This window comes from Teichococcus globiformis (genome assembly GCF_042646265.1).
Taxonomy (GTDB): Bacteria; Pseudomonadota; Alphaproteobacteria; order Acetobacterales; family Acetobacteraceae; genus Pseudoroseomonas; species Pseudoroseomonas globiformis.
Window position 1 is genome coordinate 214,305 of the sequence record NZ_JBHRTN010000004.1, and the last position, 25,594, is coordinate 239,898.

The 25,594-nt window shown below is 70.1% G+C and carries 27 protein-coding genes; 19 read left to right on the forward strand and 8 right to left on the reverse strand.

Annotated features, from left to right (window positions below; all coding sequences use genetic code 11):
* The first annotated feature begins 171 nt into the window (after positions 1–171).
* The 7 genes from ACFOD4_RS02835 to ACFOD4_RS02865 all read left to right on the forward strand — a co-directional run bounded on the left by ACFOD4_RS02835 (position 172) and on the right by ACFOD4_RS02865 (position 7,583).
* On the forward strand, positions 172–1,374 hold the full coding sequence (locus tag ACFOD4_RS02835) for an aspartate aminotransferase family protein (protein ID WP_379593541.1): 1,203 nt from the start codon (positions 172–174) through the stop codon (positions 1,372–1,374).
* Complete coding sequence (argF, locus tag ACFOD4_RS02840; RefSeq protein ID WP_379593547.1) at positions 1,371–2,321, forward strand: ornithine carbamoyltransferase; 951 nt, start codon at positions 1,371–1,373, stop codon at positions 2,319–2,321. Before ACFOD4_RS02835 ends, argF begins: the two co-directional genes overlap by 4 nt.
* Positions 2,322–2,402: 81 nt before the next feature.
* The gene (locus tag ACFOD4_RS02845; RefSeq protein ID WP_379593550.1) at positions 2,403–4,103 is read left to right on the forward strand and encodes a methyl-accepting chemotaxis protein; all 1,701 of its coding nucleotides are present in this window, start codon (positions 2,403–2,405) and stop codon (positions 4,101–4,103) included.
* A 71-nt stretch (positions 4,104–4,174) separates the two neighbouring features.
* Complete coding sequence (ubiM, locus tag ACFOD4_RS02850; protein ID WP_379593557.1) at positions 4,175–5,356, forward strand: 5-demethoxyubiquinol-8 5-hydroxylase UbiM; 1,182 nt, start codon at positions 4,175–4,177, stop codon at positions 5,354–5,356.
* Positions 5,357–5,445: 89 nt separating this feature from the next.
* Positions 5,446–6,402 carry an Hsp33 family molecular chaperone HslO gene (hslO, locus tag ACFOD4_RS02855; protein WP_379593559.1) on the forward strand — a complete coding sequence of 319 codons (957 nt, stop codon included), beginning with the start codon at positions 5,446–5,448 and terminating at the stop codon, positions 6,400–6,402.
* A gap of 112 nt (positions 6,403–6,514) precedes the next feature.
* Entirely contained in the window at positions 6,515–7,183 is a 669-nt protein-coding gene (locus ACFOD4_RS02860) for a hypothetical protein (RefSeq protein WP_379593568.1), read from the forward strand.
* A gap of 4 nt (positions 7,184–7,187) precedes the next feature.
* A complete protein-coding gene (locus tag ACFOD4_RS02865; protein WP_379593580.1) occupies positions 7,188–7,583 on the forward strand; it encodes a RidA family protein in 396 nt (131 codons plus the stop codon).
* A 27-nt stretch (positions 7,584–7,610) separates the two neighbouring features.
* Here ACFOD4_RS02865 and folE read toward each other — a convergent pair whose 3' ends face one another.
* The gene (folE, locus tag ACFOD4_RS02870) at positions 7,611–8,249 is read right to left on the reverse strand and encodes a GTP cyclohydrolase I FolE (RefSeq protein ID WP_379593587.1); all 639 of its coding nucleotides are present in this window, start codon (positions 8,247–8,249) and stop codon (positions 7,611–7,613) included.
* Between the two features lie 104 nt (positions 8,250–8,353).
* On the reverse strand, positions 8,354–8,764 hold the full coding sequence (gene apaG, locus ACFOD4_RS02875) for a Co2+/Mg2+ efflux protein ApaG (RefSeq protein ID WP_379593596.1): 411 nt from the start codon (positions 8,762–8,764) through the stop codon (positions 8,354–8,356).
* Positions 8,765–8,972: 208 nt separating this feature from the next.
* Here apaG and ACFOD4_RS02880 point away from each other — a divergent pair, with 208 nt between their 5' ends.
* The 3 genes from ACFOD4_RS02880 to ACFOD4_RS02890 are packed head-to-tail and all read left to right on the forward strand — an operon-like array spanning position 8,973 to position 10,616.
* Entirely contained in the window at positions 8,973–9,581 is a 609-nt protein-coding gene (locus ACFOD4_RS02880; protein ID WP_379593599.1) for a regulatory protein RecX, read from the forward strand.
* Entirely contained in the window at positions 9,574–10,311 is a 738-nt protein-coding gene (locus ACFOD4_RS02885) for an AzlC family ABC transporter permease (protein WP_379593601.1), read from the forward strand. Before ACFOD4_RS02880 ends, ACFOD4_RS02885 begins: the two co-directional genes overlap by 8 nt.
* On the forward strand, positions 10,311–10,616 hold the full coding sequence (locus ACFOD4_RS02890) for an AzlD family protein (protein ID WP_379593604.1): 306 nt from the start codon (positions 10,311–10,313) through the stop codon (positions 10,614–10,616). Before ACFOD4_RS02885 ends, ACFOD4_RS02890 begins: the two co-directional genes overlap by 1 nt.
* Before the next feature lie 88 nt (positions 10,617–10,704).
* Here the strand turns inward: ACFOD4_RS02890 and ACFOD4_RS02895 are convergent, their stop codons facing one another.
* A complete protein-coding gene (locus tag ACFOD4_RS02895) occupies positions 10,705–11,661 on the reverse strand; it encodes a zinc-ribbon domain-containing protein (protein ID WP_379593611.1) in 957 nt (318 codons plus the stop codon).
* Here ACFOD4_RS02895 and ACFOD4_RS02900 point away from each other — a divergent pair.
* The 5 genes from ACFOD4_RS02900 to ACFOD4_RS02920 all read left to right on the forward strand — a co-directional run bounded on the left by ACFOD4_RS02900 (position 11,660) and on the right by ACFOD4_RS02920 (position 15,932).
* Positions 11,660–12,334 carry a cell division ATP-binding protein FtsE gene (locus ACFOD4_RS02900; RefSeq protein ID WP_379594723.1) on the forward strand — a complete coding sequence of 225 codons (675 nt, stop codon included), beginning with the start codon at positions 11,660–11,662 and terminating at the stop codon, positions 12,332–12,334. The two genes, ACFOD4_RS02895 and ACFOD4_RS02900, sit on opposite strands and share 2 nt — an antisense overlap.
* Positions 12,327–13,190 (forward strand): cell division protein FtsX, encoded by an 864-nt coding sequence (locus ACFOD4_RS02905; RefSeq protein ID WP_379593613.1) that lies wholly within the window; start codon positions 12,327–12,329, stop codon positions 13,188–13,190. The genes ACFOD4_RS02900 and ACFOD4_RS02905 overlap by 8 nt, the downstream gene beginning before the upstream one ends.
* A gap of 65 nt (positions 13,191–13,255) precedes the next feature.
* Entirely contained in the window at positions 13,256–13,792 is a 537-nt protein-coding gene (locus ACFOD4_RS02910; RefSeq protein WP_379593623.1) for a YdcF family protein, read from the forward strand.
* A 5-nt stretch (positions 13,793–13,797) separates the two neighbouring features.
* Positions 13,798–14,601, forward strand: coding sequence for a lysophospholipid acyltransferase family protein (locus tag ACFOD4_RS02915; RefSeq protein WP_379593627.1), 804 nt, complete (start codon positions 13,798–13,800; stop codon positions 14,599–14,601).
* 320 nt (positions 14,602–14,921) lie between these two features.
* On the forward strand, positions 14,922–15,932 hold the full coding sequence (locus tag ACFOD4_RS02920) for a DUF2125 domain-containing protein (protein WP_379593636.1): 1,011 nt from the start codon (positions 14,922–14,924) through the stop codon (positions 15,930–15,932).
* A gap of 13 nt (positions 15,933–15,945) precedes the next feature.
* Here ACFOD4_RS02920 and ACFOD4_RS02925 read toward each other — a convergent pair whose 3' ends face one another.
* Entirely contained in the window at positions 15,946–18,564 is a 2,619-nt protein-coding gene (locus tag ACFOD4_RS02925; RefSeq protein WP_379593652.1) for a TIGR02302 family protein, read from the reverse strand.
* The gene (lysA, locus tag ACFOD4_RS02930) at positions 18,561–19,934 is read right to left on the reverse strand and encodes a diaminopimelate decarboxylase (RefSeq protein ID WP_379593657.1); all 1,374 of its coding nucleotides are present in this window, start codon (positions 19,932–19,934) and stop codon (positions 18,561–18,563) included. Before lysA ends, ACFOD4_RS02925 begins: the two co-directional genes overlap by 4 nt.
* Positions 19,935–20,029: 95 nt before the next feature.
* On the opposite strand from lysA, the gene ACFOD4_RS02935 reads away from it, so the two are divergent.
* From ACFOD4_RS02935 to ACFOD4_RS02945, 3 genes are all read left to right on the forward strand, one after another.
* Positions 20,030–20,551, forward strand: coding sequence for a 2'-5' RNA ligase family protein (locus ACFOD4_RS02935; protein ID WP_379593659.1), 522 nt, complete (start codon positions 20,030–20,032; stop codon positions 20,549–20,551).
* Positions 20,552–20,763: 212 nt separating this feature from the next.
* Entirely contained in the window at positions 20,764–21,543 is a 780-nt protein-coding gene (locus ACFOD4_RS02940) for a formate/nitrite transporter family protein (protein ID WP_379593669.1), read from the forward strand.
* A gap of 58 nt (positions 21,544–21,601) precedes the next feature.
* Positions 21,602–22,180, forward strand: a complete 579-nt coding sequence (locus ACFOD4_RS02945; protein ID WP_379593676.1) for a YqaA family protein — start codon at positions 21,602–21,604, stop codon at positions 22,178–22,180.
* Here ACFOD4_RS02945 and chrA read toward each other — a convergent pair.
* The 3 genes from chrA to argH are packed head-to-tail and all read right to left on the reverse strand — an operon-like array spanning position 22,171 to position 24,947.
* Positions 22,171–23,379, reverse strand: coding sequence for a chromate efflux transporter (gene chrA / locus ACFOD4_RS02950; protein ID WP_379593685.1), 1,209 nt, complete (start codon positions 23,377–23,379; stop codon positions 22,171–22,173). The two genes, ACFOD4_RS02945 and chrA, sit on opposite strands and share 10 nt — an antisense overlap.
* 27 nt (positions 23,380–23,406) lie before the next feature.
* Entirely contained in the window at positions 23,407–23,535 is a 129-nt protein-coding gene (locus tag ACFOD4_RS02955) for a hypothetical protein (protein ID WP_379593687.1), read from the reverse strand.
* The gene (gene argH / locus ACFOD4_RS02960; protein ID WP_379593701.1) at positions 23,532–24,947 is read right to left on the reverse strand and encodes an argininosuccinate lyase; all 1,416 of its coding nucleotides are present in this window, start codon (positions 24,945–24,947) and stop codon (positions 23,532–23,534) included. The genes ACFOD4_RS02955 and argH overlap by 4 nt, the downstream gene beginning before the upstream one ends.
* Positions 24,948–24,971: 24 nt before the next feature.
* Here argH and ACFOD4_RS02965 point away from each other — a divergent pair, with 24 nt between their 5' ends.
* Entirely contained in the window at positions 24,972–25,520 is a 549-nt protein-coding gene (locus tag ACFOD4_RS02965; protein ID WP_379594724.1) for a TlpA family protein disulfide reductase, read from the forward strand.
* The last annotated feature ends 74 nt before the right edge of the window (positions 25,521–25,594 follow it).

Below are 25,594 nucleotides of genomic sequence, written 5' to 3' on the forward strand. Positions count from 1 at the left end.
TGCCCGGAACCGGAGTTGTTCAACCGGATATACCGACCTTGTCACACAGGCTTCCGCGCTTTGATGACGCGGGGGCTTTGACCGCGCTTCCCCTTTGCGTCACTGTCCGCCTTTCCGCGGCGATCGGCGCGAAGGGCGCACGGTCCCCCGGAGCAGCGGAGCAAGAGACGCGTGATTGCCGCCCTGATGCCGACCTACAACCGTGCCGATCTCGCCTTCGAGCGGGGCGAGGGTGCTTGGCTGTGGACGTCGGACGGGCGACGATTCCTGGATTTCGGCGCCGGCATCGCCACCACCTCGCTGGGCCACGCCCACCCGCATCTGGTTAAGACCATCCAGGAGCAGGCGGCCAAGGTGATGCACGTTTCCAACCTGTACCGCGTGCCGCAGGCCGAGCGCCTGGCCGCGCGGCTGGTGGAGTCCTCTTTCGCCGACAGTGTCTTCTTCTGCAACTCGGGCGCCGAGGCGAACGAGGGCATGATGAAGGCCGTCCGCAAGTATCATGCGGAGAACGGCCATCCGGAGAAGTTCGGCTTCCTTTGCTTCGAGGGTGCCTTCCACGGCCGCACCCTCGCGGCACTGGCCGCCACCGGCAATCCGAAATACCTGGCGGGTTTCGGCCCGGCGCCGGAAGGTTTCCGCCACCTGCCTTTCGGCAACATGAACGCGGTGCGCGACGCGATCGACGGCTCCACCGCCGCCATCATGATCGAGCCGATTCAGGGCGAGGGTGGCGTTCGCCCGGCCGACCTGCGCTTCCTGCAGGAATTGCGGGCCGTCTGCGACGAGTTCGGAATCCTGCTGGCGCTGGACGAGGTGCAGACCGGCATGGGCCGCTCGGGCAAGCTCTGGGCGCATCAATGGGCCGGGATCGAGCCGGATGTTATGTCCTCGGCCAAGGGTATCGGCGGCGGCTTCCCGCTCGGCGCCATCCTGGCGCGCGAGAAGGTGGCCAAGTACCTCGTGCCCGGCACCCATGGCACGACCTATGGCGGCAACCCGCTGGCCTGCGCGGCCGGCAATGCCGTGTTGGACGTGGTGCTGGCGCCCGGCTTCCTGGACGGGGTGGACTGCGTCGCACGCCATCTGTGGAAGGGGCTTGAAGGACTCGCCGCGCGTCACCCGCGCCTGATCACCGGCGTGCGGGGTGCCGGCTTGCTGCTCGGCGTGCAGCTCGTGCCGGAAGTGTCCAATGGCGAAATGCAGGCCGCTGCGGTCGAGGAAGGACTGCTGACCGTTGCCGCCGGCATGAACGTGCTGCGCGTGGCACCGCCGCTTATCATCACCGAGGCCGAGGTGGACGAGGCGATCACCCGCCTCGATGCCGCCGCGGCGCGGATGGAGGATATTCGGCTCAGGGCCGCCGCGAAGTGAGCGCGGCGCTGAAGACCGCCGAAGGGGGGCTGACGCCTCCCCGGCACTTCCTGGAGTTGTCGGACTTCGACGCCCCCACCTTGCGCCGCATGCTCGACCTCGCGGCACGGGCCAAAGCAGGGCAGATCGCCGGGAAGCCACTTGCCGGCAAAACAGTGGGTCTGATCTTCGAGAAGCCGTCCACCCGGACGCGCGTGTCGTTCGAGGTCGGGGTGCATCAGCTCGGCGGCCACCCGATCATGCTCTCGGCCAGGGAGATGCAGCTGGGGCGCGGCGAGAGCGTGGCCGACACGGCGCGCGTGCTGTCGCGCTATGTGGACGCCATCATGCTGCGCACCGACAGCGTGACCAAGCTGCGCGAATTGGCGCGGCACGCCACCGTGCCGGTGATCAACGGCCTGACCGATGTGTCGCACCCGTGCCAGCTGATGGCCGATGTGCTCACCTTCGAGGAGCACCGCGGCTCCATCGCGGGCCGGGTCATCGCCTGGACCGGCGACGGCAACAATGTTGCCCAGTCCTTCATCCAGGCTGCGGCACGCTTCAACTTCACCTTGCGCCTGGCGACCCCGCCCGAGCTGGCGCCGCCGGCCCAGCTCATCGACTGGGCCCGACGCGAGGGTGCCACCATCGAGTTGACCTCCGACCCCGTGGAGGCTGTGCGGGGCGCCGCCTGCGTTGTCACCGACACCTGGGTCAGCATGTCGGACGAGAAGGAAGACGGCCCTTCGGCCCGGCACAACAACCTGGCCCCGTATCAGCTTAACGAGGCGCTGCTGGCTCATGCGGCGCCGGACGCACTGGTGATGCATTGCCTGCCGGCCCACCGTGGCGAGGAAATCACCGAAGCCGTTATCGAGGGACCGCAATCCGTCGTGTTCGACGAGGCCGAGAATCGGTTGCACGCGCAGAAAGGCGTGCTGCTCTGGGCTCTCGCGGAGCCGTGAAGACATGAAGGCGTTGTCATTAAATCGGCGTTAGTTCACGGTCGTCACCATGACCTCTGATCCCAGATCAGAGGTTTTTTTATGCCCGTTTCTGCCTGGCTTGCCGGCCTGCCCCGGCGCGCCGGACTGGTTCCCAGCCTTGTTGCCTTGATCCTGGCCTCAGTGCTCGGGGCCAGCACCATCGTATCCGGCACGGTGCTGTGGCAGGTGCATCAGGATGCATTGCACCGGTCCCAGGGCCAGCTGCACGGCAATCTCCGCACGTTGAAGGCTTTGCTGGCGCAGCATGGAACCGAGTGGCGGCTGGTTGACGGCACGTTGATTCTCGGGAACCAGCCCTTGAACGGGCGGGTCGCGGAGCTGGATGCGGTCAGGCAGGCATTGGGTGGCGTCGCCACCATCTTTGCCGGCGATCTGCGCGTCGCCACCAACATCACCGGGCCCGATGGCCAGCGCGCCACGGGCAGCCGGCTGGCGGCTGGCCCTGCGCATGACGCGGCGCTCCGTCACGGGCGCAGTTACTCCGGCACCGCCACCATCCTGGGTGAGGATTACCAAACCATCTACGAGCCCATCCAGGACGGCTCGGGCGCCGTGATCGGGCTGCTCTTCGTGGGCCAGCCGCTGGCACCGCTGCTGGCCAGCCTCGGGCGCATGGAACTGAACGCGGCGCTGCTCAGCGGCGGCGTGGCGCTCGTGCTCAGCCTGCTGGCCTGGCTGCTGATCGGGCTGGCGGTGCGGCCGCTGCGTGGGCTGGCCGTCGCTGTGCAGAACATCGGCGAGGGTGCGCTCGACACTCCCGTGCCTTGCGCCAACCGCCACGACCAACTGGGGGAAATCGGCCGCGCCGTGGAGAGGTTGGCGGAAAGTGCCCGTCAGGCCCGCCTGCTGGAAGCGGAAGCGGAAGCCGGCCGGGCCCGCGCGGGAGCCGAGCGGCGGGCGATGCAGCAGGCGCTGGCCGGCGACCTCGAACAGGCCGTGGGTGGGGTCACCGCTGCCTTGCGGGACGGTGTGACACAGCTCGAAGCGGCGTCCGCCACGGTGGCTGGCGCCGCCGCCGCCGCGGAGGCAGAGGCCGGCCACACCGCCGAGCGCAGCCTTGGCGCGACCGACAGCGTGCACTCGGTGGCCGCCGCAGCGGAGGAACTGGCCGCCAGCATCGCCGAGATCAGCCGCCGCGTGGCGGAGGGCGCGGCGGTGGCGCGCGACGCCGTATCCGCCGCCCGCACCTCCGGCGGCTCGGTCACTCAGTTGTCGCAGACGGCGGAACGCATTGGCGACGTGGTGAAGCTGATCGCGGACATTGCCGGCCAGACCAACCTGCTGGCGCTGAACGCCACCATCGAGGCGGCACGGGCGGGCGAAGCCGGCAAAGGCTTTGCCGTGGTGGCAACGGAGGTCAAATCCCTGGCCAACCAGACAGCCAAGGCCACGGAAGAGATCGCCAGCCAGATCGCTGCCCTGCGCGAGGCCACGGGTGCTGCCGTTGCCACGGTGCGCGGCATCGCCGACACGGTGGGCCGGATGGATGAGGTGACGGCCGCCATTGCCGCGGCGGTGGAGGAACAGGGGGCGGCGACGCAGGAAATCGCGCGCAATGCCGCCACCGCCGCCAGCTTCACCGGCGGCGCGGCGGAAAGCACACGCTCCTTGACCGGCCATGTCGCTGCCGCGGCAGCCGCGTTGGAAGGCCTCCGGGGTGCAACCGCCTCAGTTGCCCTGCAGCGTCGGGCCTTGCAGGGCGCGCTGTCGGGCGTTGTCGAGAAGCTGCGCGCCAGCTAGGGCGAGGACTTTGCGGAACGGCGCCGCGAGCCTACCTATCCTCCATGTTCCAGGGATGGAGGGCTGGCGGCGTGGCAGCATGCGATGTGGCGGTGATTGGAGGCGGCCCAGTGGGGCTGGCCCTCGCGGCCTGCCTTCAAAACACCGGTCTCGCCATCCGTATCCTGGACCGCCAGCCCGAGGCCGCACTGGCCGACCCCGCCTTCGACGGGCGCGAGATCGCCCTCACCCATGCCTCGCAGGCCACGCTGCGGGAGATCGGCGCCTGGGAGCTGCTGCCGCCCGAGCACATCTCGCCGCTGGTGGAAGCCCGGGTGCTGAATGGGGGATCGGGCTACGCGCTGCGTTTCGACACCTCCGGAAGGCCGCAGGACACGCTGGGGCAGCTTGTTTCCAATCATGCCATCCGCCGCGCCCTGTTCAGCCGCGCCTTGGCCAACCCCGATGTGAGCCTCCAGGCCGGCACCGCCATCGAGTCCCTGTCGACCGATGTGGAAGGGGCCGAAATTCGTCTGGCCGGAGGCGAGGTGCTGCGGGCCGGCCTGGTTGTCGCCGCCGATAGCCGCTTTTCCTCGGCACGTGGCTGGCTCCGCATCGGGGCTGAGCGGCACGATTTTGGCCAGCGGATGATGGTGGTGCGGCTGGAGCACACGGCGCCGCACCACGGCGTCGCCACCGAATGGTTCGATTACGGCCAGACCATTGCGATGCTGCCGCTTCAGGGCCGTCGCTCCTCGGCCGTGATCACCCTGCCACCGGCCGAGATGGCGGCGCTGGACACACTGCCGGAAGAGGATTTCGGCCCCGAGATCGCCCGGCGGTATCGCCAGCGCTTGGGCAGCATGCGGCAAGTCAGCACCCGCCATCTTTATCCGCTGGTCACCACCTACGCCGAGCGCTTCAGCACCACCCGCGCTGCGCTGCTGGGCGACGCGGCGGTGGGCATGCATCCTGTCACCGCGCATGGCTTCAACTTCGGTTTGCGCGGCGCGGCAAGCCTGGCGGGGCTGATCCGGGAAGCGGTTTCCACCGGCCAGGACTTTGCCAGCCCGCGGCTGCTTCGCCGCTACGCCGCCGAGCATCGGCAGGCGACGCGACCGCTTTTCCTGGCCACCAACGCCACCGCGCTGATCTATGGGCAGGATACGCTGCCGGCCCGCCTGCTGCGCAATGCCGCGCTGCGGCTCGGCAACCACCTCCCTGGTGTGCGCCGCAAGGTGGTGTCGGGGCTGATGGAAGCGGAGGGCCATTGAGACCTCGCCGCGCCGGGTCGTATCCGGGCTGCCCGTGTCCTATCTATGGCCTCGATCCCTGTTGACCCCGCGCCCAGAGTTCCTGCTTCGTGACCGATCCCACCCAGCCTTCCGCCATCCCCGATATCCTGAACAACGACCGCCCGCCCGTTCCTCAGATCACGGTGCCGCGGGGCATCCTGCCGTTTCACCTGGCCGACAAGCCGGTGCGGGGCCGGCTCGTGCGGCTCGGCCCGCTGGCGGACGCGTTGCTGACCCGCCACGAGAATCCCGCCTCGGTCACGGCCCTGCTGGGGCAAGCGCTGGCACTGGCCGCCGGATTGTCTTCTGCCCTGAAGTTCGCCGGCAGCTTCAGCATCCAGGCCAAGGGCGACGGGCCGGTGGGCATGTTGCTGGCGGATTGCACGGAATCCGGCGCGCTGCGCGGCTATGCCCGCACCGACCCAGAACGCCTGCCCGACGCCGCCGCACCCTCGGCTGATGCGTTGCTCGGTGATGGCTACCTGGCCTTCACCGTGGACCAGGGCGCCGACATGGAACGCTACCAAGGCATCGTGGCGATTGACGGGCCGGATCTGGCGGCCATGACCGGGCATTACTTCGCCACTTCCGAGCAGTTGGCGAGCCGCGTCTGGCTGGCGGCCGCCCATACCGGCGAGGGCTGGCGCGCTTCGGCGCTGATCCTGGAGCGGGTGGCTGGCGCGGGCGGCATCGACCTCGGGCTGAGCATGGCCGAGCAGCAGGATGCCTGGGACACCGCCCTGGCCCTGGCCTCCACCATCACCGATGCCGAATTGCTGGACGACAGCCTTGCACCAGAGCAGCTGCTGCACCGCCTCTTCCATGCGGAAGGGCTGGCCCTTTCGCGGCCGCGCGCCCTCTCCTATGGCTGCCGCTGCTCCAGAGCCAAGCTGGCGGGGGTGCTGGCAGGGTTCGGTGCCGGAGATCTCGACCATATGGCTGAGGACGGCGCCATCACCATGACCTGCGAGTTCTGCAATGTCGGCTTCCGGTTCGACCGCGCTGACCTGCCGGCCGCGCCCTAGCCGCTTGCCTGGGCGGAAAGACGATGGCGAGATGCGGGGCCGCTTCCGAAATCGTGCCGCATGCGGCATTCGACCTGCCATCTGCGATCAGCTTGAGGGAGACCTGCATCCGATGAACCCGACGACCCAGCCGGCAGGGGCCGGGATTGTTCAGCCGTCGCGGCGCGGCCTCCTGGTCGGCATGCTGCCCCTGCTGACCCTCGCCGCCTGCGCCGGCGGCGATTCGCAGCCGGCCCTGCGGCCGCCGCCAACCTATGATTACCTGACCCCGATCCGCCTGAACGTGCTGGAAGCCGAGGTGCTGGAGCCGCCAACGGGGTTGTCCTTCCGGGTCGATCCGCCGGCGCCGATCTCACCGCTGGCTCAGGCGTTGCGCATGGGGCGCGAGCGTTTGGTCGCCTCCGGCACCGCCGGTCGCGCCAGGTTCATGGTGGACAATGCCACGCTGACGCAGGAGGTGGCGCAACCTGGCGGCCTGTTCAGCCAGCGCACCGGGCGCCTCACCTGCATCATCCGCGTGCGGGTGGAGGTTCTGGACCAGGAGGGCCGCCGCGTCGGCTTCGCCGAGGCCGAGGCTCGCCGCACCGCCACCGTGGTCGATGAGGGCGAGGCCACCCGCGCCAACGCCGCGGATGCCATCGTGCGGCAGACTATGGACGACCTGAATGTGGAGTTCGAGTTCCAGCTGCGTCGCAACCTGCGGGACTGGATCCTGACCGGCGCGCCCTCCGCCCCGCTGCCTACCCCGGTGCAGCAGGAAACCCTGAGCCCGGCGAGCTGAGCCGATGAGCAACTTCCGCATCCGTTTTTCCAACCCGTCAGGCGTCCATACCCCCGGTGCCCGCTACCGCCACGCAGCCTTGACCGAGGGTGCGACGCAACGCCTGATCGTCAGCGGGCAGATCGGCGTCGCACCCGACGGTACGCTGGTGGAGGAGCCGGCCGCGCAGATCCGCCAGGCGGCCGACAACCTGGCTGCCGTTCTGGCAGCGCATGACATGGCGCCGTGGCAGGTGGCCAAGATCACCGTGCTGCTGACGGACCGCGCCCACCTGCCGCTGTGGCGCGCCGAGCGGGACCGGCTGTTCGGTGAGCACCTGCCCTGCTCCACGCTGATGTTTGTGGCCGGCCTCGCCGATCCGCGGCTGGTGCTGGAGGTGGAGGCCGAGGCGCTGGCCTGACGCCGCCCGCGACAGCCGGGCGAAACCTCAGGCTTCCGGCAGCGGCCTTCTGCCCGCCATGGCCAGGAACTCGCGCCGCAACGAGGGATCGGTGCGGAACTCGCCCAGCATGCGGCTGGTGATCATGGCAACGCCCGGCTTGTGCACGCCGCGCGTGGTCATGCACTGGTGCCCCGCCTCCACCACCACAGCCACGCCGCGCGGCTGCAGCACCTCCTGGATGCTGTTGGCGATCTGCGCCGTCAGCTTCTCCTGGATCTGCAGCCGGCGCGCATAGGCTTCCACCACGCGTGCCAGCTTCGAGATGCCAACCACTCGCCCGGCCGGCAGGTAGGCCACATGCGCACGACCGATGATGGGCACCATGTGGTGCTCGCAATGGCTTTCCAGCCGGATATCACGCAGTACCACCATCTCGTCATAGCCGTCCGTCTCCTCGAAGGAGCGGGCCAGGATCTCCACGGGGTCCTCGGCATAGCCCGCGAAGAACTCCTCGTAGGCACGGGCAACGCGCGCCGGCGTGTCCCGCAGTCCCTCGCGCTCCGGGTCGTCCCCCGCCCAGAGCAATAGGGTGCGCACGGCGGCCTCGGCCTCCTCCCGGCTCGGCCGCGTGCGGCTCTGGTCTTCGGAGGCGGGGCTGCGGGCCGGCGTTACGGTGATGTTCACGGTCGGGTCTTCCGGTGATGGCGGGCGCGCCCCGCGCCTAGCCTTCGGGCGCGGCGCCGCGCAATGCCGCTGGGCGCAATGCTGAGGCGTGGAGGACGCCCTGCTCAGTGCAGGATCCCGCCCTCATGCGGGCTGTCGAGGCTGAAGGCTGGAATGGCGACGTCGAACTCCTCGCCGCTGTCGCGCTCGATCATGTGGTAGGTGCCGCGCATGAAACCAGTGGGCGTGGCAAGGGGCGTCCCCGACGTATATTCGAAGCTCTCGCCCGGCTCCAGCACCGGCTGCTCCCCCACCACGCCCGGCCCGTGCACCTGCTGCATCCGCCCCATCCCATCGGTGATCTGCCAGGAGCGGCGCAGCAGCTGCACCGTGCGGCTGCCGCGGTTCTCGATGGTGACGCGATAGGCCCAGACGAAATGCGACTGCTCAGGTTGCGACTGGTCCGCCAGGTAGAAGGCGCGCACCGACACGCAGACATCCCGTGTCGTTTCGGAGAAGACTGGCGAGTGCACCATCAATCCGGATCCGACATCCCGGCCGCACCGGAGACGGGCCTGGCGGCCAGCTCCGCTGCGACGATCTTCCAATGCGGCATGGAGCCTCCACACGGCTGCAACAAAATGGACCCGTATCATGCGCCGGCTCGCCCTTCCCGTCGAGGCGCACGCATCCCGGTTGGGCCCGCCCGTGGGCAAAGCCCTCGCCTCATGGCAGGATATGACCATGCAGAAACGCTCCAGGGAGCCAGGCGGGCAGTGGCCGGCGGGTCCCGTACCCAATGCCGCCAAGCTGCGGGAGGCCGCCCTTGCGCACCTTGCCCGCTTCGCCGCGACCGAGGCCGGCCTGCTGCGCGTTCTCCACCGACGCATCGATCGCTGGGCACGCCGGGCCGAGGCCGAGGGCCAGCCAACGGATCAGGTTGCGGCGGCGATGACGGCGGCCCGCGCGGATGCCGCCGAGGTCACGCGCCTTCTGGCCACCGCCGGCGCGGTGGACGACGCCGCTTTCGCCGCCAGCCGCACGCGGCGGCTGAACCGGGCCGGCCGCTCGCGCCGCGCCATCCAGGCGCATCTGGCCGGCAAGGGGGTGGGTGGCGAGACGGCCCATGCCGTGCTCGAAGATGCGGCGCCGGACGACCTGTCCGCCGCGCTGGCGCATCTGCGCCGTCGCCGCGCCGGCCCCTTCGCCGCCACGCCGCCGGAGGCGGAGGCGCGGTTGAAGACGCTTGGTGCCCTCGCCCGGGCCGGCTTTACCCGCGACGTGGCCGAGCAGGCCCTCGATATGTCGCCCGAGGAGGCCGAGGACCGGTTGCTGGAATCCCGCCGTGACTGAGAGCCCCGTACCGCCGCCCGGACCCGTCGTCTTCACACGCCACGGCATCGAAGAGGGTGTTCGCGCCGTGATCCCCATGCTGTTGGGGCTGGTGCCGTTCGGATTGGTGGTCGGGGTCATCTCCGCTGGAAAGGGACTCAGCCTGGTCGAGACGCTGCTGATGTCCGCCCTGGTCTTTGCCGGCAGCGCACAGCTCCTGGCGCTGGAATTGTGGAGCGACCCCGCCCCGATCCTGGCCGCGGTGCTGGCGGCGGGCGCGGCAAATATCCGCATGGCGCCCATGGGAGCAGCCCTGGCGCCCTGGCTCGACAAGCTGCGCGGCTGGCGGCTCTGGGGCACGCTGGGCCTGTTGGTGGACCACGCCTTCGCCATGAGCGTCGCGCGGCTGCGAGCCGGCGGACGCGATGCAGGCTACCTGCTGGGAGTGTCGCTGCTGCTCTACGTGGCCTGGGTGGTGACGGTGGGGCTCGGCTATGTGCTCGGCGGCGCGGTGCGGGTGCCGCCCGGCCATCCGCTGCTGTTCGCCGGCGCCGCCACCTTTGCCGCGCTCCTGGTTTCCCTTTGGCGCGGAGCACAGCACGACCTGGCGCCCTGGCTGCTGGCGGGTGGTCTGGCGGTGGCGACGCATCATCTCGGACTGCCACCTCCCCTGCCGCTGCTGACCGGCGCCCTGTCGGGCGCTGCGTTGGCCGCCTGGCTCGAACTGCGCCGGGCCCGGGCGTCGGGCTGATGCGCGGCGACGTTCTGCTGGCCATTCTAGGCATGGCCGCCATCACCTATCTCTGCCGCGCCGGCGGCTACGCCGTGTTGCGGGCCATCCGGCCGCCGCCCTTTGTGGAGGCATGGCTGCGCAACCTTCCGGGCCCGCTTTTCGCGGCTTACGTGTCGATCGCCTTCTCCGCCCTTGGCTGGATCGGCGTGCCGGCCATGGTGGCGGTGATATTGGTGCAATGGCGGACCCGTAGCCTGAGCGGCGCCATCCTGGCCGGGGTTGCCGCCATTTGGGGCCTGCAATGGCTCATCGGCGGCTTCTGAGCGCGCTGACACCTGGGTCAGGCCGGACACCCTGGTCAGGCCGGACTGCGGCATCACCCCAACACACGGAAACAGGGGTCGGGCCACCTCAGCCCCCCAGCAGGCGCTCCAGCGGCTCGATCACCCAGCCGGCCGGCGGCCACGCCGCACGCAGCGCGCCTCTCCAGACCCACAGCGCCGCCACAGCCACGATCAACAGCAAAAGGGACAGCGCCCAGGCGGCCAGCAACCTGCCCCGGCGAGGGCGCGGCGCCGGTGAAGGCAGCAGCAGCGGCGCCGGCGCTTCGCGCGATGCCGTAGACAGGCGGCGCGCAGGCTCGGCCATCAGGCTGGCTGGCTCCGGACCGGTGCGGGCCGCGGCATCGCCCACTGGCACGATCTCGCGGCCGGCGCTGCGTTGTTTGGGCCGCAGGGGATGGCGGCGACGTGCCCCCGTGGCGGCAGTGCCCTGCTTTCCTGCCGGTGCCTCCTCCGGCGTCGGCGTTTCCGGGCGCGCCCCGTGCACAGCCGCGCGCGGCAACGGCCCGGAGAACTGCCCTTCCGCGCGGCCAGCGCCCCTGCGCGGCGTCGGTCCTGACGGATGTGACGCCGGTTCCACCATGGCCGCACCGGGGGGCGGCGGCGCCGGGCTGATCCCGATCGCGGCCGCCGGCGATGGGGCCAGCCCCGTGGCTGGCGGCAGGCGCACCGTGACAGGGGGGGGCACAGACACCTCCTCCGGCGCGGCCCGGCCTGGATCGTTCCTCTGCGGCAGCCGGGGCTCCGGAGCCCCTGCACGGCTCGCGGGCATCTCTGCAGCCGGCCGCCAGCGATGGCCGCACAATGCGCAGCGCAGCTCGCGCGGTGACGAGGCCATGCTGTCCGGCACGTCGTAGGTGGCGGTGCAGGCGGGACATTCGAGACGCATGCGGCTCGCTATGCCGGGATGCGCGGCGGCCCGCAAGCCACCTCGGCGGGAGGCGGCATGGCGCTTCATTGCGCATCCGACCGCATCAACCAGCACGGGTGGCATGATGGCCCGCGCCGTGGCATTCCCCTGCGGCATGGTGCGCTTCACCGATGTCGGCCTCCGCTATCCGTCGCCTGAGGGCGAGTCGGGGCCCGAGGCCCTGTCCGACCTCAGCTTCACCCTGCCCGAGGGCAGCTTCACCTGGCTGCTCGGGGCATCGGGCGCCGGCAAATCCTCGCTGCTGCGACTGATGCACCTGGCGCAGCTTCCTACCCGCGGAACGCTGGAGGTGCTGGGCCAGGAAGTGCGTGCGGACCGGCGCCAGGCCTTGCCGGCCCTGCGTCGCCGCATCGGCGTCGTGTTCCAGGATTTCCGGCTGCTGCCCTACCTGTCGGCCTTCGACAACGTCGCCCTGCCGCTGCGCCTGGCCGGCCGTGGCGAGGCCAGCCTGCGCCCGGATGTAACCGAGATGCTCCGTTGGGTGGGGTTGCAGGGCCGCGAGGCCGCCCTGCCACCGCAGCTCTCGGGCGGCGAACAGCAGCGCGTGGCGATCGCCCGCGCCGTGGTGACGCGCCCTTCCCTGCTGGTGGCCGACGAACCCACGGGCAACCTCGACTCGCACCAGGCTCGACGGCTGCTGGCCCTGCTGACACAGATGAACCGGCTGGGCACAACCGTGGTGGTTGCCACCCATAGCGAGGATCTCGTGGAGCAATTTCCCGCCCCCTCCCTCTTGCTGGAACGAGGCAGGGTGGCACGGCATGGCTGAGCGAAGGATGCGCTACGCGCGCGATCCCCTGGGGCTGAAGCGTGCTTTGTCGGACCGGCTGCTGCCGGGCCTCGTTGCCGCCATGGCCCTGCTGGCTGCGCTGGCGCTCGCCGGCAGCCGCGGCGCCGCCGCCCTGGCCGATCGGTGGCAGCACGGCGCCGCCGCCGCCGTGACGGTGCAGCTGCCCCCCGAGCAGTCCGGCCGCATGGGGGATGCACTCGCGCTGTTGCGAGCCCGGCCCGAGGTGGCGGAAGCCACGCCTGTCGATCCCGACCGGATGCGGGAACTGCTGCGCCCCTGGTTGGGCGAGGTGCCCGCCCTGCCGCTTCCTTCGGTGCTGGAACTCCGGCTCCGCGACGTGAACATGGATCCGTCGCCCATCCAGCGAGACCTGTCCGCCGCCATCCCCGGGGCTGAGGTGGAGGCGCACGGCATCTGGGTTGCGCGGCTCGCGGCGCTGGCGCGCAGCGTACAGGGCGTGGCACTGGCGGTGCTGCTGCTGGTGATCGGCGTCGCGGTGGCGGTGGTGGCGGTGGCCACGCGCGCGGGGCTGGCCTCGCGCCTGCAGGCCATTGAGATCCTGCACGATCTGGGCGCGACCCAGTCCGACATTGCCGGACGCTTCGCCCGCCGCATCGGGCTGCTGGCGGCGGGGGGCGCCCTGGCGGGAGCCGCCATCGCCGTGCCGGCCCTGGCGGCCTTGGCCGGACTGGCGGCGCCGCTTTCGGGCGGCATCGTGACACCCTGGTCCTCGCTGCCCTGGCTCGACCTGGCGCTGCTGCCACCCATTGCCGGGCTGATCGGCTGGGCCACAGCCCAGTTCAGCGTCCGTCGCTGGCTGCGCCGACTGCCTTGAACCCGCCCCGCCTTCCCAATGGATGCCGGCAGGGGCCCTGCCGTTGGCTCTGGCTGCTGGCTGCCTTGCCCACCCTGGCACTGCTGGGAGGCTTCGCCTTCTTCGCCGGCGCAGCACGCCAGGTTCCAGAGGCACCGCTGCGCCCAACCGACGGGATCGCCGTGCTGACCGGCGGCCCCCAGCGCGTAGGCACCGGCCTTGTGCTGCTGGCCGAGGGCCGTGCCCGGTGGCTCATGATCTCCGGTGTGGGCCAATCGGCCATGCTGGAAGACTTATCGCGCAATGCCGGCCTGCCGACCGACCTGCTGCTGGCCTCCGGTTTGGACCGACAGGTCACCCTGGGGCGAGCCGCTACCAGCACGCGGGGCAACGGGGAAGAAATCGCGGCATGGACGGCTGAGCATGGAATCGGCTCGCTGCGCGTTGTCACGGCCGCCTTCCACATGCCGCGGGCCTTGATGGAGCTGCGTCGCGTCCTGCCGGGGGTTGAGTTGATCGCCCACCCGGTGCAGACGGCAGGGCCGCGCCCGGCCTTGCTGGTGCGCGAATACGCCAAGCTGATCGGGGCCGCGCTGGGCCTCTCGGCCCTGAAACCGGATTGAGCCCGATGAGCCCGCCCCCCTCCGACCCACCCGCGCCCCATCTGCAGCCACCCTCCCTGGGAGTGTTGCTGCGCTCCGCCGTGTTCAATGTGCTGTTCTTCGGGCTCACCGGCCTTTGCTGCTTCTTCGGCATGCTGCTGCTGCCACTGCCGCGTCGCATCATGCGCCGCTATGTACGCGGCTACGCGCAGCTGATGCTGTTTCTGCTGCACCATGTCTGCGGCATCAGCCTGATCGTGACAGGGCGGGAGAACCTGCCGGAAGGGCCGGTGGTCATCGCCGCCAAGCACCAGTCGGCCTACGATACCATCGTCTGGCTCGCGCTTCTGCCGGAGCCGGTTTACGTGCTCAAACGGGAATTGCTGAAGATCCCGGCCTGGGGCTGGATGGCGCGGCACTACGGCGCCGTGGCGGTAGACCGCAAGGGTGGTGCGGCGGCGCTGAAGCGCATGGTGCGACAGGCAGGAACGGCACTTGCTGCGGGCGATCAGATCGTGATCTTTCCCGAAGGCACGCGGACGGCAGTGGGACAGCGGGTGCCCTACCTGCCCGGTGTCGTTGCCCTGGCTGCCGCCAGCGGCGCCCCGGTTGTGCCGGCCGCCACTGATAGCGGGCTTCGGTGGGGCCGCCGCAGCTTCGCAAAGCGGCCTGGGCCCGTCACCGTGGCCATCTTGCCGGCCCTGCCATCCGGCCTGACCCGCGTGCCATTGTTGCAGGCGCTCTCCGGTGCCATCGAGACAGAGACGGATCGCCTGGTGATGGCTGCGGGAGGACCCTCCTCCGCGCCTGTGGATAAATCTGTGGGATAAGTTGAGGTGTGTTGTTGAGGACAGATGCAACAACAATCTGCAACGCCCTGTTCCCCCTCGTTTATGTCGCCGGGATAGACGTTCAGTGACTGTTCTGTGGCCGGAGCAGGCAAGCTAACACGTTGAAATTCAACGCTTTGTCGGATTGGCAAAACTCCGCTTGCCGGCCGGCCGAGCGTCGTGCTGAGGCACGGCCTTCCAACAATGTGGATAAGTCTGCGGAAAAGGCTGACGAAACCCATGGAACAAAGGCGCGAATCGGCGGGGGTGCCGGAGAGTGAGGATGGCTGCTGGCCCCGCTCCGACGTATAGAAGCTGATGTGACCATCGCTCCGAGCTCCCGCTCTCGCCGTCTGCTGCGCTGGCTCGTGGCGATTCCGCTGCTGTTGCTAACCCTCCACGGCGCTGTCTGGTGGCTGGGCACGGGCCGCATGGCGGCCGAAGCCGAGCAGTGGGCTGCCGCCCGCCGAGCGGAAGGGTGGCAGATCTCATATGCGCCGCCACGACGGGCAGGATGGCCCCTGGCCTTTTCCGTGGTGTTGCCGAAATGGCAGCTCACCGCACCCACCGCCATTCAGCCCCCAGGCCTGACCTGGCAGGCGGATGCACTGACCATCAGCCTTGCCGCCGCCGATTGGCGTCATCTCCGCGCCTCCGCAGAGGGGCCTCAGCGTGTCCTGCTGGGCGAGCGGGATTGGGAGTTCACCGCCGAGGATTTATCCGCGAGCTATCCCTGGCGCGATGGGCAGGAAGCGCTGCCGGCGCTGCGCCTACGGCAGCTTCGGCTGGATACGCCGGGCCGTCCCCTCGTCTTGGCCGCCGGCGAGGCTGCCCTTGCCGGTCGCCGGCTGGACATGACGCTGCATGGTGTCACGCTGCCGGCCGGTGCGCCCTTCGGCGGCACGATCCAGGATGCAAATATTGAGGTGCTGCTGGAGGGCCCCTTGTCGCCGTCGGAAGTGCTTGCCGCGCCGCCGTCGCGTTGGCGCGACGCAGCCGCGGCGCTGGACATCCGTCGCCTCGACCTGCGCTGGGGAGCGCTGGTAGCGCGGGCACAGGGCCGGCTGGCCCTGGATGCCGCGCTGCAGCCTGCGGGCGAGGGCCGGCTGAACGTGGCCGACCCGGCGGCCGCTGCCGAGGCCCTGGGGCAGGCAGGATTGCTGACACCGCAGGCCACGGCCTGGGCGCGTGGCCTGTTGCCGCTGCTGGCGCGGCCCGATCCGGCCGGTGGGCCACCACGGATCGAATTGCCGCTCACCCTGCGGGACCGCACCCTGGCTGTCAGCGGGATCGGGCTGGTGCGGTTGCCGCCGCTGTTCCGGGAGGATTAGCGGCGGCCACGGCTCAGAAGGATTTCAGCAGCCGGTCAATGTAGTCCAGCTCGACACCCGGGCGCTCGCGCTCGGCACCACGGCGGCGCAGCTCCTCCTGCAAGGCTCGGCTGCGCAGCCGCTCGGCCTCCTCCGGCACACGGGTGTCGCTGCCCTGGTCATTGGCCCCAGGCGAATCGCGGGTCGGGCGGCCCAGCGGGTCGCGTCCCTGCGCCTGACGCCGCGCCCGGTCCTGCCCTTCGCTGCCGCCCTGCGCCTGGCCGGGACCGCCCTCGCCATCCCCTTCCCCCTCGCCCTGGCCCTCGCCCTGGCCGAACTGGCGCTGCATGGACTGGGCCATCTGCCGCCCGCCTTCCTGCAGTTCGCGGATTGCTTCCTGCTGGTGCTGGGTGGCGTTGCCGCCCCGTGAAAGGCTTTCCTCCGCCCGGCGCATTGCCTGGTCGGCCCGGCCCAGCGCCTCCGGGACCTCGCCGGTCAGGTCACCGAATTGCTGCATCAGCTCCCCCAGGGCGCGGCGCAGGGCCCGCTGCTGACGTGCGTCCTGCTGGGCACCGCCCGAAGGCTGTTCAGCCTGCTGGCCCGGCTGACCCTGCTGGGATTGCTGCCCCCCCGCCGGATCGCGGGATGACCGCTGCGGTGGCTGGCGCTGCCCCTGCTGCGGCCGTCCGGCCTCGCCGGCGCGGTGTCGGGCCTGTTCCTCAGCCCGCTGATGCGCGCGGTCCAGCATCTGGCCCTCGCGCTGCACCATGTCCTGCACGGCGCTCATCTGCTGCTGTCCGCGCTGTTGCTGCTGCTGCCGCTGGCTGCTGTTCCGCCCGCCTTCCGGCCGTGCCGTCACACGCCCGTTCTGCAAGGCATCCAGCATCTGCTCCAGCTCGGCCAGCTCCTGCTCCAGCTGGTCGGTGCGGCCCTCACGTGCTGCCTGCTCCATCTCCTGGGTGCGGCGGTTCAGCTCACGCTGGTCCATCAGCCGTTGCCCGGCCTCGGGTGCGGTTGGCTCGGCATTCTCCTGCCGTAGCCGCTCGGCCAGTGCCTCGAGGTGCTGCTGCACTGCTTCGCGCAGTTCCTGCACGCGGCGCTCCAGTTCGGCCCTCCCCTCGGCATCCGGTGGCGTGCGCTCAGCCTCGGACAACGCTTCCCGCAATGCTTCGCGCGCCGCGGCCAACGCCTTGGCTGTGCGGTCGGTGCGCCCTTCCTCCAGCGCCACCGCCATTTCCCACATCAGGGCCTGCGCTTCCTCCACCGCTTCCGGTCGGCGATCGCGCTGCAGGCGGAACCGGGCCACGCGGAGACCGAGGAACGTCGCCAAGTCGTTCTCGAATGCGTCCGGCCGGCTGGAAAGGTCATCCAGCTCGCGCCGGGCGCCTTCCCGTGCCAGGGGATCGAGCGAGAGGGATTTACGCAGCCCGGCGAGACGCTGGGCCACCGGGTGGTTGAAGCTGCGTTCCGGCAGGGTCAGCTCGACGCTGTCCGATGCGCCCTCCTGCCCGGCACCGTCACGCGCCATGATGCGGGCGCGCACAGGCAACCCGGCCCAGGGGTGCGCCGACAGGTCGGGCTGCGCCACGCCACGGAACTGCCGCCGGTTTCCACCGGAAAGCGGCAATTCAACCACCAGCGGGGCGGCGCCGGGACGAGGCGCGAGGCGCAGCTCAGCCCGGGCGCCGGCAACGCCCCAATCATCCTCCGTTCGCCAGGGCAGCCGGGTGGCATGGCCACGCGGGGCTCGACCCGGAGGCTCTGTGAAAGCAGCCAGGGGGGGCTGGTCCGCCTGCACGCTGAAATTCCAGGCCGCCAAGTCGCGCCCGTCGCGTCGCAGCACCACTCGAGCGCCGTGGTCCAGTCGGCGCTCGGCGGTGAAGGAGCCGGCATCCAGGGTGCGGAGCGGCTCCCGCATTTCATCGAAGCCAAGCTCCGGGACGCCGCCGGTGCCGCCGGAAAGGGAAAGCTGCAGCCGGCTGCCCTGCGGCACGGAAAGGCTGCCGCCGGCCGCATCCAGAAACACCGGCGCGGCGCCGGTGTAGGAGGGTGGCGTGACCCAGGCCTCCAGCCTTGCAGCCGGGGCGGCTGCCACCGTGCCGAATTCCGGCTGGAAGGCCCGGCGCAGCCTTTCGCCCGCCTCGCCCCCGGCCATGACCAGGGCAACAAACACGGTGAGGATCAGGCCGGCACGGAGGGCACGCGGGTCCCGGGCCGCCATGCCGGGGCGCGGACCGCCCACCCGCAGGCGCCGGAGCCCTGCCAGCGCGCGGCGCTGATGCGCCTGCCACAGCGCCAGCGTGTCGGGATCAGCACTGACCGCATGGTCGCGCAAGGTGGAGATTGGCCGGTGCCGTAGGCCCGAGGCGCTCTCGATGCGCCGGTCGGCGGCGGACTCGCCGGGCCAGCGGAAGTCGCGGAAGGGCCGGATCAGCGCGGCGAGAAGGGAGGCAGCCGACAAGGCCAGCAGCGCCGCGTGCAGCCAGCCAGGCAGGACCAGGAACAGCCCTGCCCAGGCGGCGGCGGCAAATGCGCCGGCCACGCCCAACGCAGGCCAGAGGCGCGGCCAGAAAGCTTCCCAACCCAGCGCCAGGCGCGCGAGCCGGCGCCCGCGCTGAAGGCGGCGGGCAACCGGGTCGCGCGCCCCGCTCATGACGCGGCTGGCTCCGGCGCGGCGGGAACCGCGTCCAGCCAGTCGGGGATGCGCTGATGCGCCAAAAGTTCCTCGGGCGTCTGCCGGGGCCTGATGACGGCGTGGCGGCTGCCATCCACCAGCACTTCGGCCGCCAGGGGACGGGCGTTGTAGGTGCTGCTCATGACCGCACCATACGCACCGGCATCCAGGAATGCGACCAAATCTCCGGGATCCAGCATCGGCAGGGCACGGTCGCGGGCGAAGGTATCGCCACTCTCGCAAACCGGCCCGACCACGTCGGCGGGCGAAGTCTCGGCTTTCGCCGCGACCGGGGAAAGCGGCAGGACGCCGTGCCAGGCCTCGTACATGGCCGGGCGGATCAAGTCGTTCATCGCCGCGTCCAGCACCACGAAGCGGCGGTTCACCGCCTGCTTCTGCAGGATCACCGATGCCAGAAGCACGCCCGCGGGGCCGGCGATCCAGCGCCCCGGCTCCAGCATCAGCGGCAGGCCGAGATCGCCCAGCGTCGCCTTGATGGCCCCGGCCAGCGCCTCGGGCGGTGCAGGGATCTCATCGCGGTAGGGAATGCCGAGCCCGCCGCCGCAATCGATGCGACGCACCGGCAGACCCTGGGCCTGCAAGCCACGGACCAGTTCAGCCAGGCGCGCGTAGGCTTCCCGATAAGCCGCGACGCCGCCGGTGATCTGACTGCCGATATGGGTGGCGATGCCGATCGGCCGGATGCCGGGCAGGCTTGCCATGCGGGCGTAGAGCGCGGCGGCATCCTCGAAAGCGATGCCGAACTTGTTCTCCGCACGACCCGTGGTGATCTTGGCGTGGGTGCCGGCATCCACATCCGGGTTGACGCGCAGCGAAACGGGCGCCTCCACCCCCATGCCGGAGGCGATCGCGGAGATCATCTCGATCTCCTCGGCACTTTCCGCGTTGAACTGGAAGATGCCCTGCCCGAGCGCGAAGACAATCTCCTCCGCCTGCTTGCCGACGCCGGAAAACACCGTGGCACCCGCCGGGATGCCCGCCGCCATGGTGGCGCGCAATTCGCCGGCCGAAACGATGTCGGCACCGGCGCCCTCGGTGGCGAGGACGCGCAAAACCGCCTGAGCGTCGTTCGCCTTGGTGGCGTAGTGGATGGTGGCGGCGAGACCCGCATCGTCCAGCGCCGTCCGCAGCGCCCGGTAGCGGCGGCGCAGCGTGCCGGCCGAATACACCCAGGTCGGGGTACCGCATTCGCGGGCAATGCGGTGCAGCGGCACTTCTTCCAGCAGAAGCCCGTCCAGCGCGTCCATCTTCAACGACGGGCGAGCGGCAATGAGGTCGGCAAAGGAAGGATCGGCGCCATCCGGCGCGGTGGGAATCGGATCGGCCATGCGAACCATGTAGCGGTGGCAACGGGCGGCTGCCAGCGGCGGCGGTGAAATCGGCGGGGGATGACGCCGCGGCGAGCGCGACCATTTGCCGGCTTATGGACCCGAACGCCACCGCCGCGCCGCTGATCCTGACCCTTGGCTTCGACGCCGCCAGCTTTGCCCGGCTGGACGCGCTGCGGCGCGCGCATTTTCCACCCGCCCGCAATTTCATCCCGGCTCATTTGACGCTGTTCCATGCTCTGCCTGGTGACGCTCTGCAGGAGATCGCCGCGCGTCTCGCGCAGGTGGCGGCCGCAACCCCGCCCCTGAAGCTCAGCATCGGCCCGCCCCGCAGCCTGGGGCGCGGCGTGGCTCTGGCAGTGGAGGGCGGTGGCCTGTGTCGGCTCCGGCGCGAACTGGCGGATGGCTGGGCCGGGATGCTGTCGCGGCAGGACCAGAACGGCTTCCGGCCGCACGTCACCATCCAGAACAAGGTTGCCCCGGACGCTGCCCGGGCCCTGCTGGCAGAGCTGGCGGCCGACTTCCTGCCCTGGCCGGCGGAGGGCGAGACGCTGCTCCTCTGGCACTATCGTGGCGGCCCCTGGCAAGCTGCGGCGGCTTTTCCGTTGCGAGGCTGAAACCAGAATGCCAGGGCCGCGCTTGCTTGGCACACACCACCTGCCGGACCCCCGCCATGGCCGACGCCGAGAACAATGCCTGCCGCCCATCTCGGAGCGGCCGGCGAGCAACCGAGGCCGGGTCGGCGCCGCTTCCGCACCCTCACAACAGAGACGGCGAGGCTCCCGATCGGGAGGCGGCCGGGCCTCTTTCAGCCAGGGAACACCAGGAGGTGCAGGAACGGGTCAGTCTCCGGCCTCTGGCCATCTACGAGGTGGTGCGCAAGGAAGGGGCGGAGGAGCTGGCGCGGCCGCTGACCAGCCTCTGGTGGTCCGGTCTCGCGGCGGGGCTTTCGATCGGCATCTCCATCGCAGCGGAAGGCAGCCTGCACCAGCTGCTGCCCGATGCGCCCTGGCGCTACCTGATCGAGAGCGCCGGATACACGGTTGGCTTCATCATCGTGATCCTGGCCAGGCAGCAATTGTTCACCGAGGTGACGCTGACCGCCTTCCTGCCCGTTCTGGCCGAGCCCAGTCGTGCCGGCTGGCTGGCGCTGGGCCGGAACTGGACGGTGGTGCTGCTGGCGAACATGGCCGGCTGCGCGCTGTTCGCCGCACTGCTGCATTCAAGGGGCGCGCTGCCGGATTTCACCACGGCGGGTGCCAGGGCCATTTCCGAGCATATGGCGGAGATGACACCGCTGCAGGCCTTTCTGCGGGCCATCCTTTCCGGCTGGATGATGGCGCTGCTGGTCTGGGTGATGCCGCTCGCGGAATCGGCACGGATCTGGGTGATCGCGCTGATCACCTACTTCATCGCGCTTTTTGAGTTGTCGCACGTGGTCGCCGGCTCGGTGGAGGTGTTTCTGCTGGTCTTTGATGACCAGATGAGCCTTTGGGACGGCCTTCGCGGGTACCTGCTGCCCTTCATGGTCGGCAATGTGATCGGCGGCGCGGCCCTGTTTGCGTTGCTGGCCTACGGTCAGGTCAGGGAGGAGATGGAGGAGACTTAACGGCTTCTGCCGGCAAGGTTGCTTGCGAAGGTCCCTGCGCGCGTGGGAAGCGGGAGCCATGCTGCGTCCCCTCTATGACCATCTTCTTCGTCTCTCGGCCCATCCGCGTGCCGGAACAGCCCTGGCAGGCGTTTCCTTTGCCGAAAGCAGCGTCTTTCCGATCCCGCCGGATGTGATGCTGATCCCGATGTGCCTGGCCCGGCCCGATCAGGCCTATCGATACGCTTTCGCCTGCACCGTGGCGTCGGTGCTGGGCGGCCTGGTCGGCTATGCCATCGGCGCCTTCCTGTTTGAGGCGATCGCCCTGCCGGTGTTGGCGGCTTATGGCCATGCCGATGCCCTGACGCTGTTCCAGAGCTGGTTCGATCAATGGGGCGCGGCAGTGATCCTGATCAAAGGGCTGACTCCCGTTCCCTTCAAGATCGTCACCATCGCGGCCGGCGCGGCGCATTTCTCGCTACCGGTCTTCCTGGTCTGCTCCATCCTCACCCGCGGTGCCCGTTTCTACCTTCTGGCCTGGCTGCTGCGCCGCTACGGCCCGGCCGCGACACGGCTGATCGAGACCCGGTTGAGCTGGATCGCCGGCGGCGCGGCCGCCGCCGCCCTCCTGCTGCTTCTGGCGGTGCGCTACGCCTGAGTTGCGAGGGCCACCACCAGGCCCGCGGTGGCACCGAGGCCCACCACGGTCAGCGACGACATGCGCCAACGCAGCAGGGCCAGCGTTAGCCCGACCGCCAGCACCAGATCCTGCGGCTGCCGCACCGCCGAAACGAACACGGGGTCATAAAGTGCGGCGCCCAGCACGCCGACCACGGCCGCATTCACGCCCATCACGGCCGCCGCGGCGCGAGGATGCCGCCGCAGAACCACCCAGAAGGGCAGCGTGCCCAGCAGGATCAGCATGCCCGGCAGGAAGACAGCGAGAAGGGGAAGCACGGCACCGGCCACACCTCCCGGTGGAATCACCGCGCCCAGATAGGCCGCGAAGGTGAAAAGCGGACCCGGCACCGCCTGGGCTGCACCGTAGCCAGCGAGGAATGCGTCTTCCGTCACCCAGCCTGGTGTTGTCACCGCGTCCTGCAACAACGGCAGAACCACATGTCCGCCGCCAAAGACCAGGGCACCGGCACGGTAGAAGGCGTCGAACACCGCAAGTTCCGGCCCCAGCAGAGGCGGCAGCACCAGAAGCGCCGCGAACAGCAGCAGGCAGACCGCGCCGCCTCGCCGGCCTAGCGGCACCCAGTGCAGGCCGCCATCTTCCGATGACCTGTCGGCGCTCCGGTCTGGCAGGGCGCCGCGGCACCACAGCAGCCCTGCCCCCGCACCCAGCAGCATGGCGGAGACCTGGCCGATCTCCGCCGGGGCCAGAAGGGCCAGGGCGAGGGCGGCGAAGGCGATGGCGGCACGGGGCCGGTCGGGGCAAAGGCCGCCGGCCATGCCCCACACTGCCTGCACCACGATGGCGACCGCCACCAGCTTCAGCCCGTGCAGCAACCCTGCCCCCGGGACCGAGCCCGAAAGCGGTACCGCCCAGGCGGCAAACAGCACCAGCAGCATCGCCGATGGCAAGGTGAAGCCGGCCCAGGCGGCAAGGCCGCCCCACCAGCCGCCGCGCCTCAGCCCGAGTGCGAAGCCGAGCTGGCTGGACGCCGGGCCGGGCAGGAACTGGCACAATGCCACCAGCCCCGCATAATCCTCCTCCGACAGCCAGCGGCGGCGAAACACGAATTCCGTGCGGAAATAGCCGAGATGCGCCGCCGGCCCGCCGAAGCTGGTCAGCCCCAACCGCAGAAAGGCGAGGAACACCTCGGCCGCAGCGTGCCGGCCCGGCGCCATGGCTTTGTCTCCTGCGGCGGCCGAGGCTCAGCGGCTCGGGTAGGAACGAGGGTAGGTGATCTGGTCCTGAGGCCCCGGCGGACGGATGGGCCCTGGGCGGCCACAGGCGGCCAGCAGCAGCACCGCCGCCAGTGCGAGAAGACTGGCGCCCCTCATGCCAGGCGCTCCCGCCACTCGGCAGCCATGCGGCGCACATTCACCGGCGCGGTGCCGCCATAGGAGGTGCGGGAGGCAACAGAAGCCTCGACGCTCAGCACCTGGAAGATGCCGGAATGGATGCGCGGCTCCTCTTCCTGCATCGCTTCCAGGGACAGGCCCGGCAGGTCCACACCCTGCGCCTCCGCCTTGGCCACCAGCCGCCCGGTGACGTGGTGGGCATCGCGGAACGGCAGACGCAACTCGCGCACCAGCCAGTCGGCGAGATCGGTCGCGGTGGAGAAGCCGGCGCCCGCCGCCTCCCGCAGCCGCGCCGTGTCGGGCTTCATGTCGCGCACCATGCCGGCTGTGGCGGCCAGCGCCAGGGCGATGGTCTCGGCGGCATCGAAGAGGCCTTCCTTGTCCTCCTGCATGTCCTTGCCATAGGTCAGCGGTAGGCCCTTCATCACCGTCATCAGCCCGATCAAGGCGCCGGAAATCCGCCCGATCTTGGCACGCACCAGCTCGGCCGCGTCAGGATTGCGCTTCTGCGGCATGATGGAGGAGCCGGTCGTATAGGCGTCGCTCAGCGCGACGAAGCCGAAATACGGGTTGGTCCAAAGCACGATCTCTTCCGCGAATCGGGAGAGATGGGTGGCGCAGATGGACAGCGCTGCCAGGAATTCAAGCGCGAAGTCGCGGCTGGCAACGGCGTCCAGGCTGTTGCGCGTAGGCCTGTCGAAGCCCAGCGCCCCTGCCGTCATGTGCCGGTCGATGTTGAAGCCGGTGCCGCACAGCGCCGCCGAGCCCAGCGGACTCTCGTTCATCCGCGCGCGGCAATCGCCGAGGCGGGAACGGTCGCGCCCCAGCATCTCCACATAGGCCAGCAGGTGGTGGCCGAGGGTGGTGGGCTGCGCTGGCTGCAAGTGGGTGAAGCCCGGCATCACTGTCGCCGCGTGCTCATCGGCGCGGTCGGTCAGTGCCCGCATCAGGTCGGCGAGTTGCCCGTCGATGCCGTCGATCGCGTCGCGCACCCAGAGGCGGACATCGAGCGCCACCTGGTCATTGCGCGAGCGCGCGGTGTGCAGGCGCTTGCCGGCCTCCCCGATGCGCTCGGTCAGGCGGGCCTCGATGTTCATGTGGATGTCCTCCAGCGCCTCGCTGAAGGGGAAGCGGCCGGCCTCGATCTCCTCGCCGATGGCCTTGAGGCCATCCTGGATCGCGGTCTCGTCATCGGCCGAGATGATCCCCACATGGCGCAGCATGGCGGCGTGGGCGAGCGAACCGCGGATGTCCTGCCGCCACATCTTGCGGTCAAAGCCGATGGAGGCATTGATGGCCTCCATGATCGCCGAGGGACCGGCGCTGTAGCGCCCTCCCCACTGCTGGTTGCCTTGGCTGCGGCTGGGGTCGGACCCGCTGGAACTGGACAAGGAAGGATCTGCCTCGTGTTGCTCATGCGCCGCTCCCTGCTTTCGCTCTTCGCGGCGGGGGCGACCCTAACCACGCTGCTTCCGGTCGGGCAAGGGATTGCGGCGGAAGGCGCCGAGGGACTGCACAAGCTGAACCGCACCGGGCCGAGGCCCCTGCCCGACTTCGCCTTCACCGATGCCGGGGGGGTGGAAAGGCGCATGGCCGATTTCGCCGGGCGCCCGGTGCTGATCAACCTTTGGGCCACCTGGTGCGCCCCTTGCGTGGCCGAGATGCCGGCGCTGGACCGTACCCAGGCGGCACTGGCCGAGGAGGGCTGGGCAGTGCTGGCGCTGTCCTCGGACCGTGGCGGCGCCAAGCAGGTGGAGCCCTTCTACGCCCGCACCCGGATCGAACATCTTGGCCTCTGGCTCGACCCGGGCGGCGCGGCGGGGCGAAGCCTCGGCGCACGCGGCCTCCCCACCAGCATCATTGTGGACCGGAAGGGGCAGGAACTCGCCCGGGTCGAGGGTGCCGCCGAATGGGATCATCCGGAATGGCTGAAGGCGCTGCGGGGTCTGGTGGGCGAGGCCTGAACCGCGCGGCGGCTCGGCCACACTCTCCGGGGACCGCGACCGGCCATCGGCTTGGCGCAGCGGCACCGTTTGGT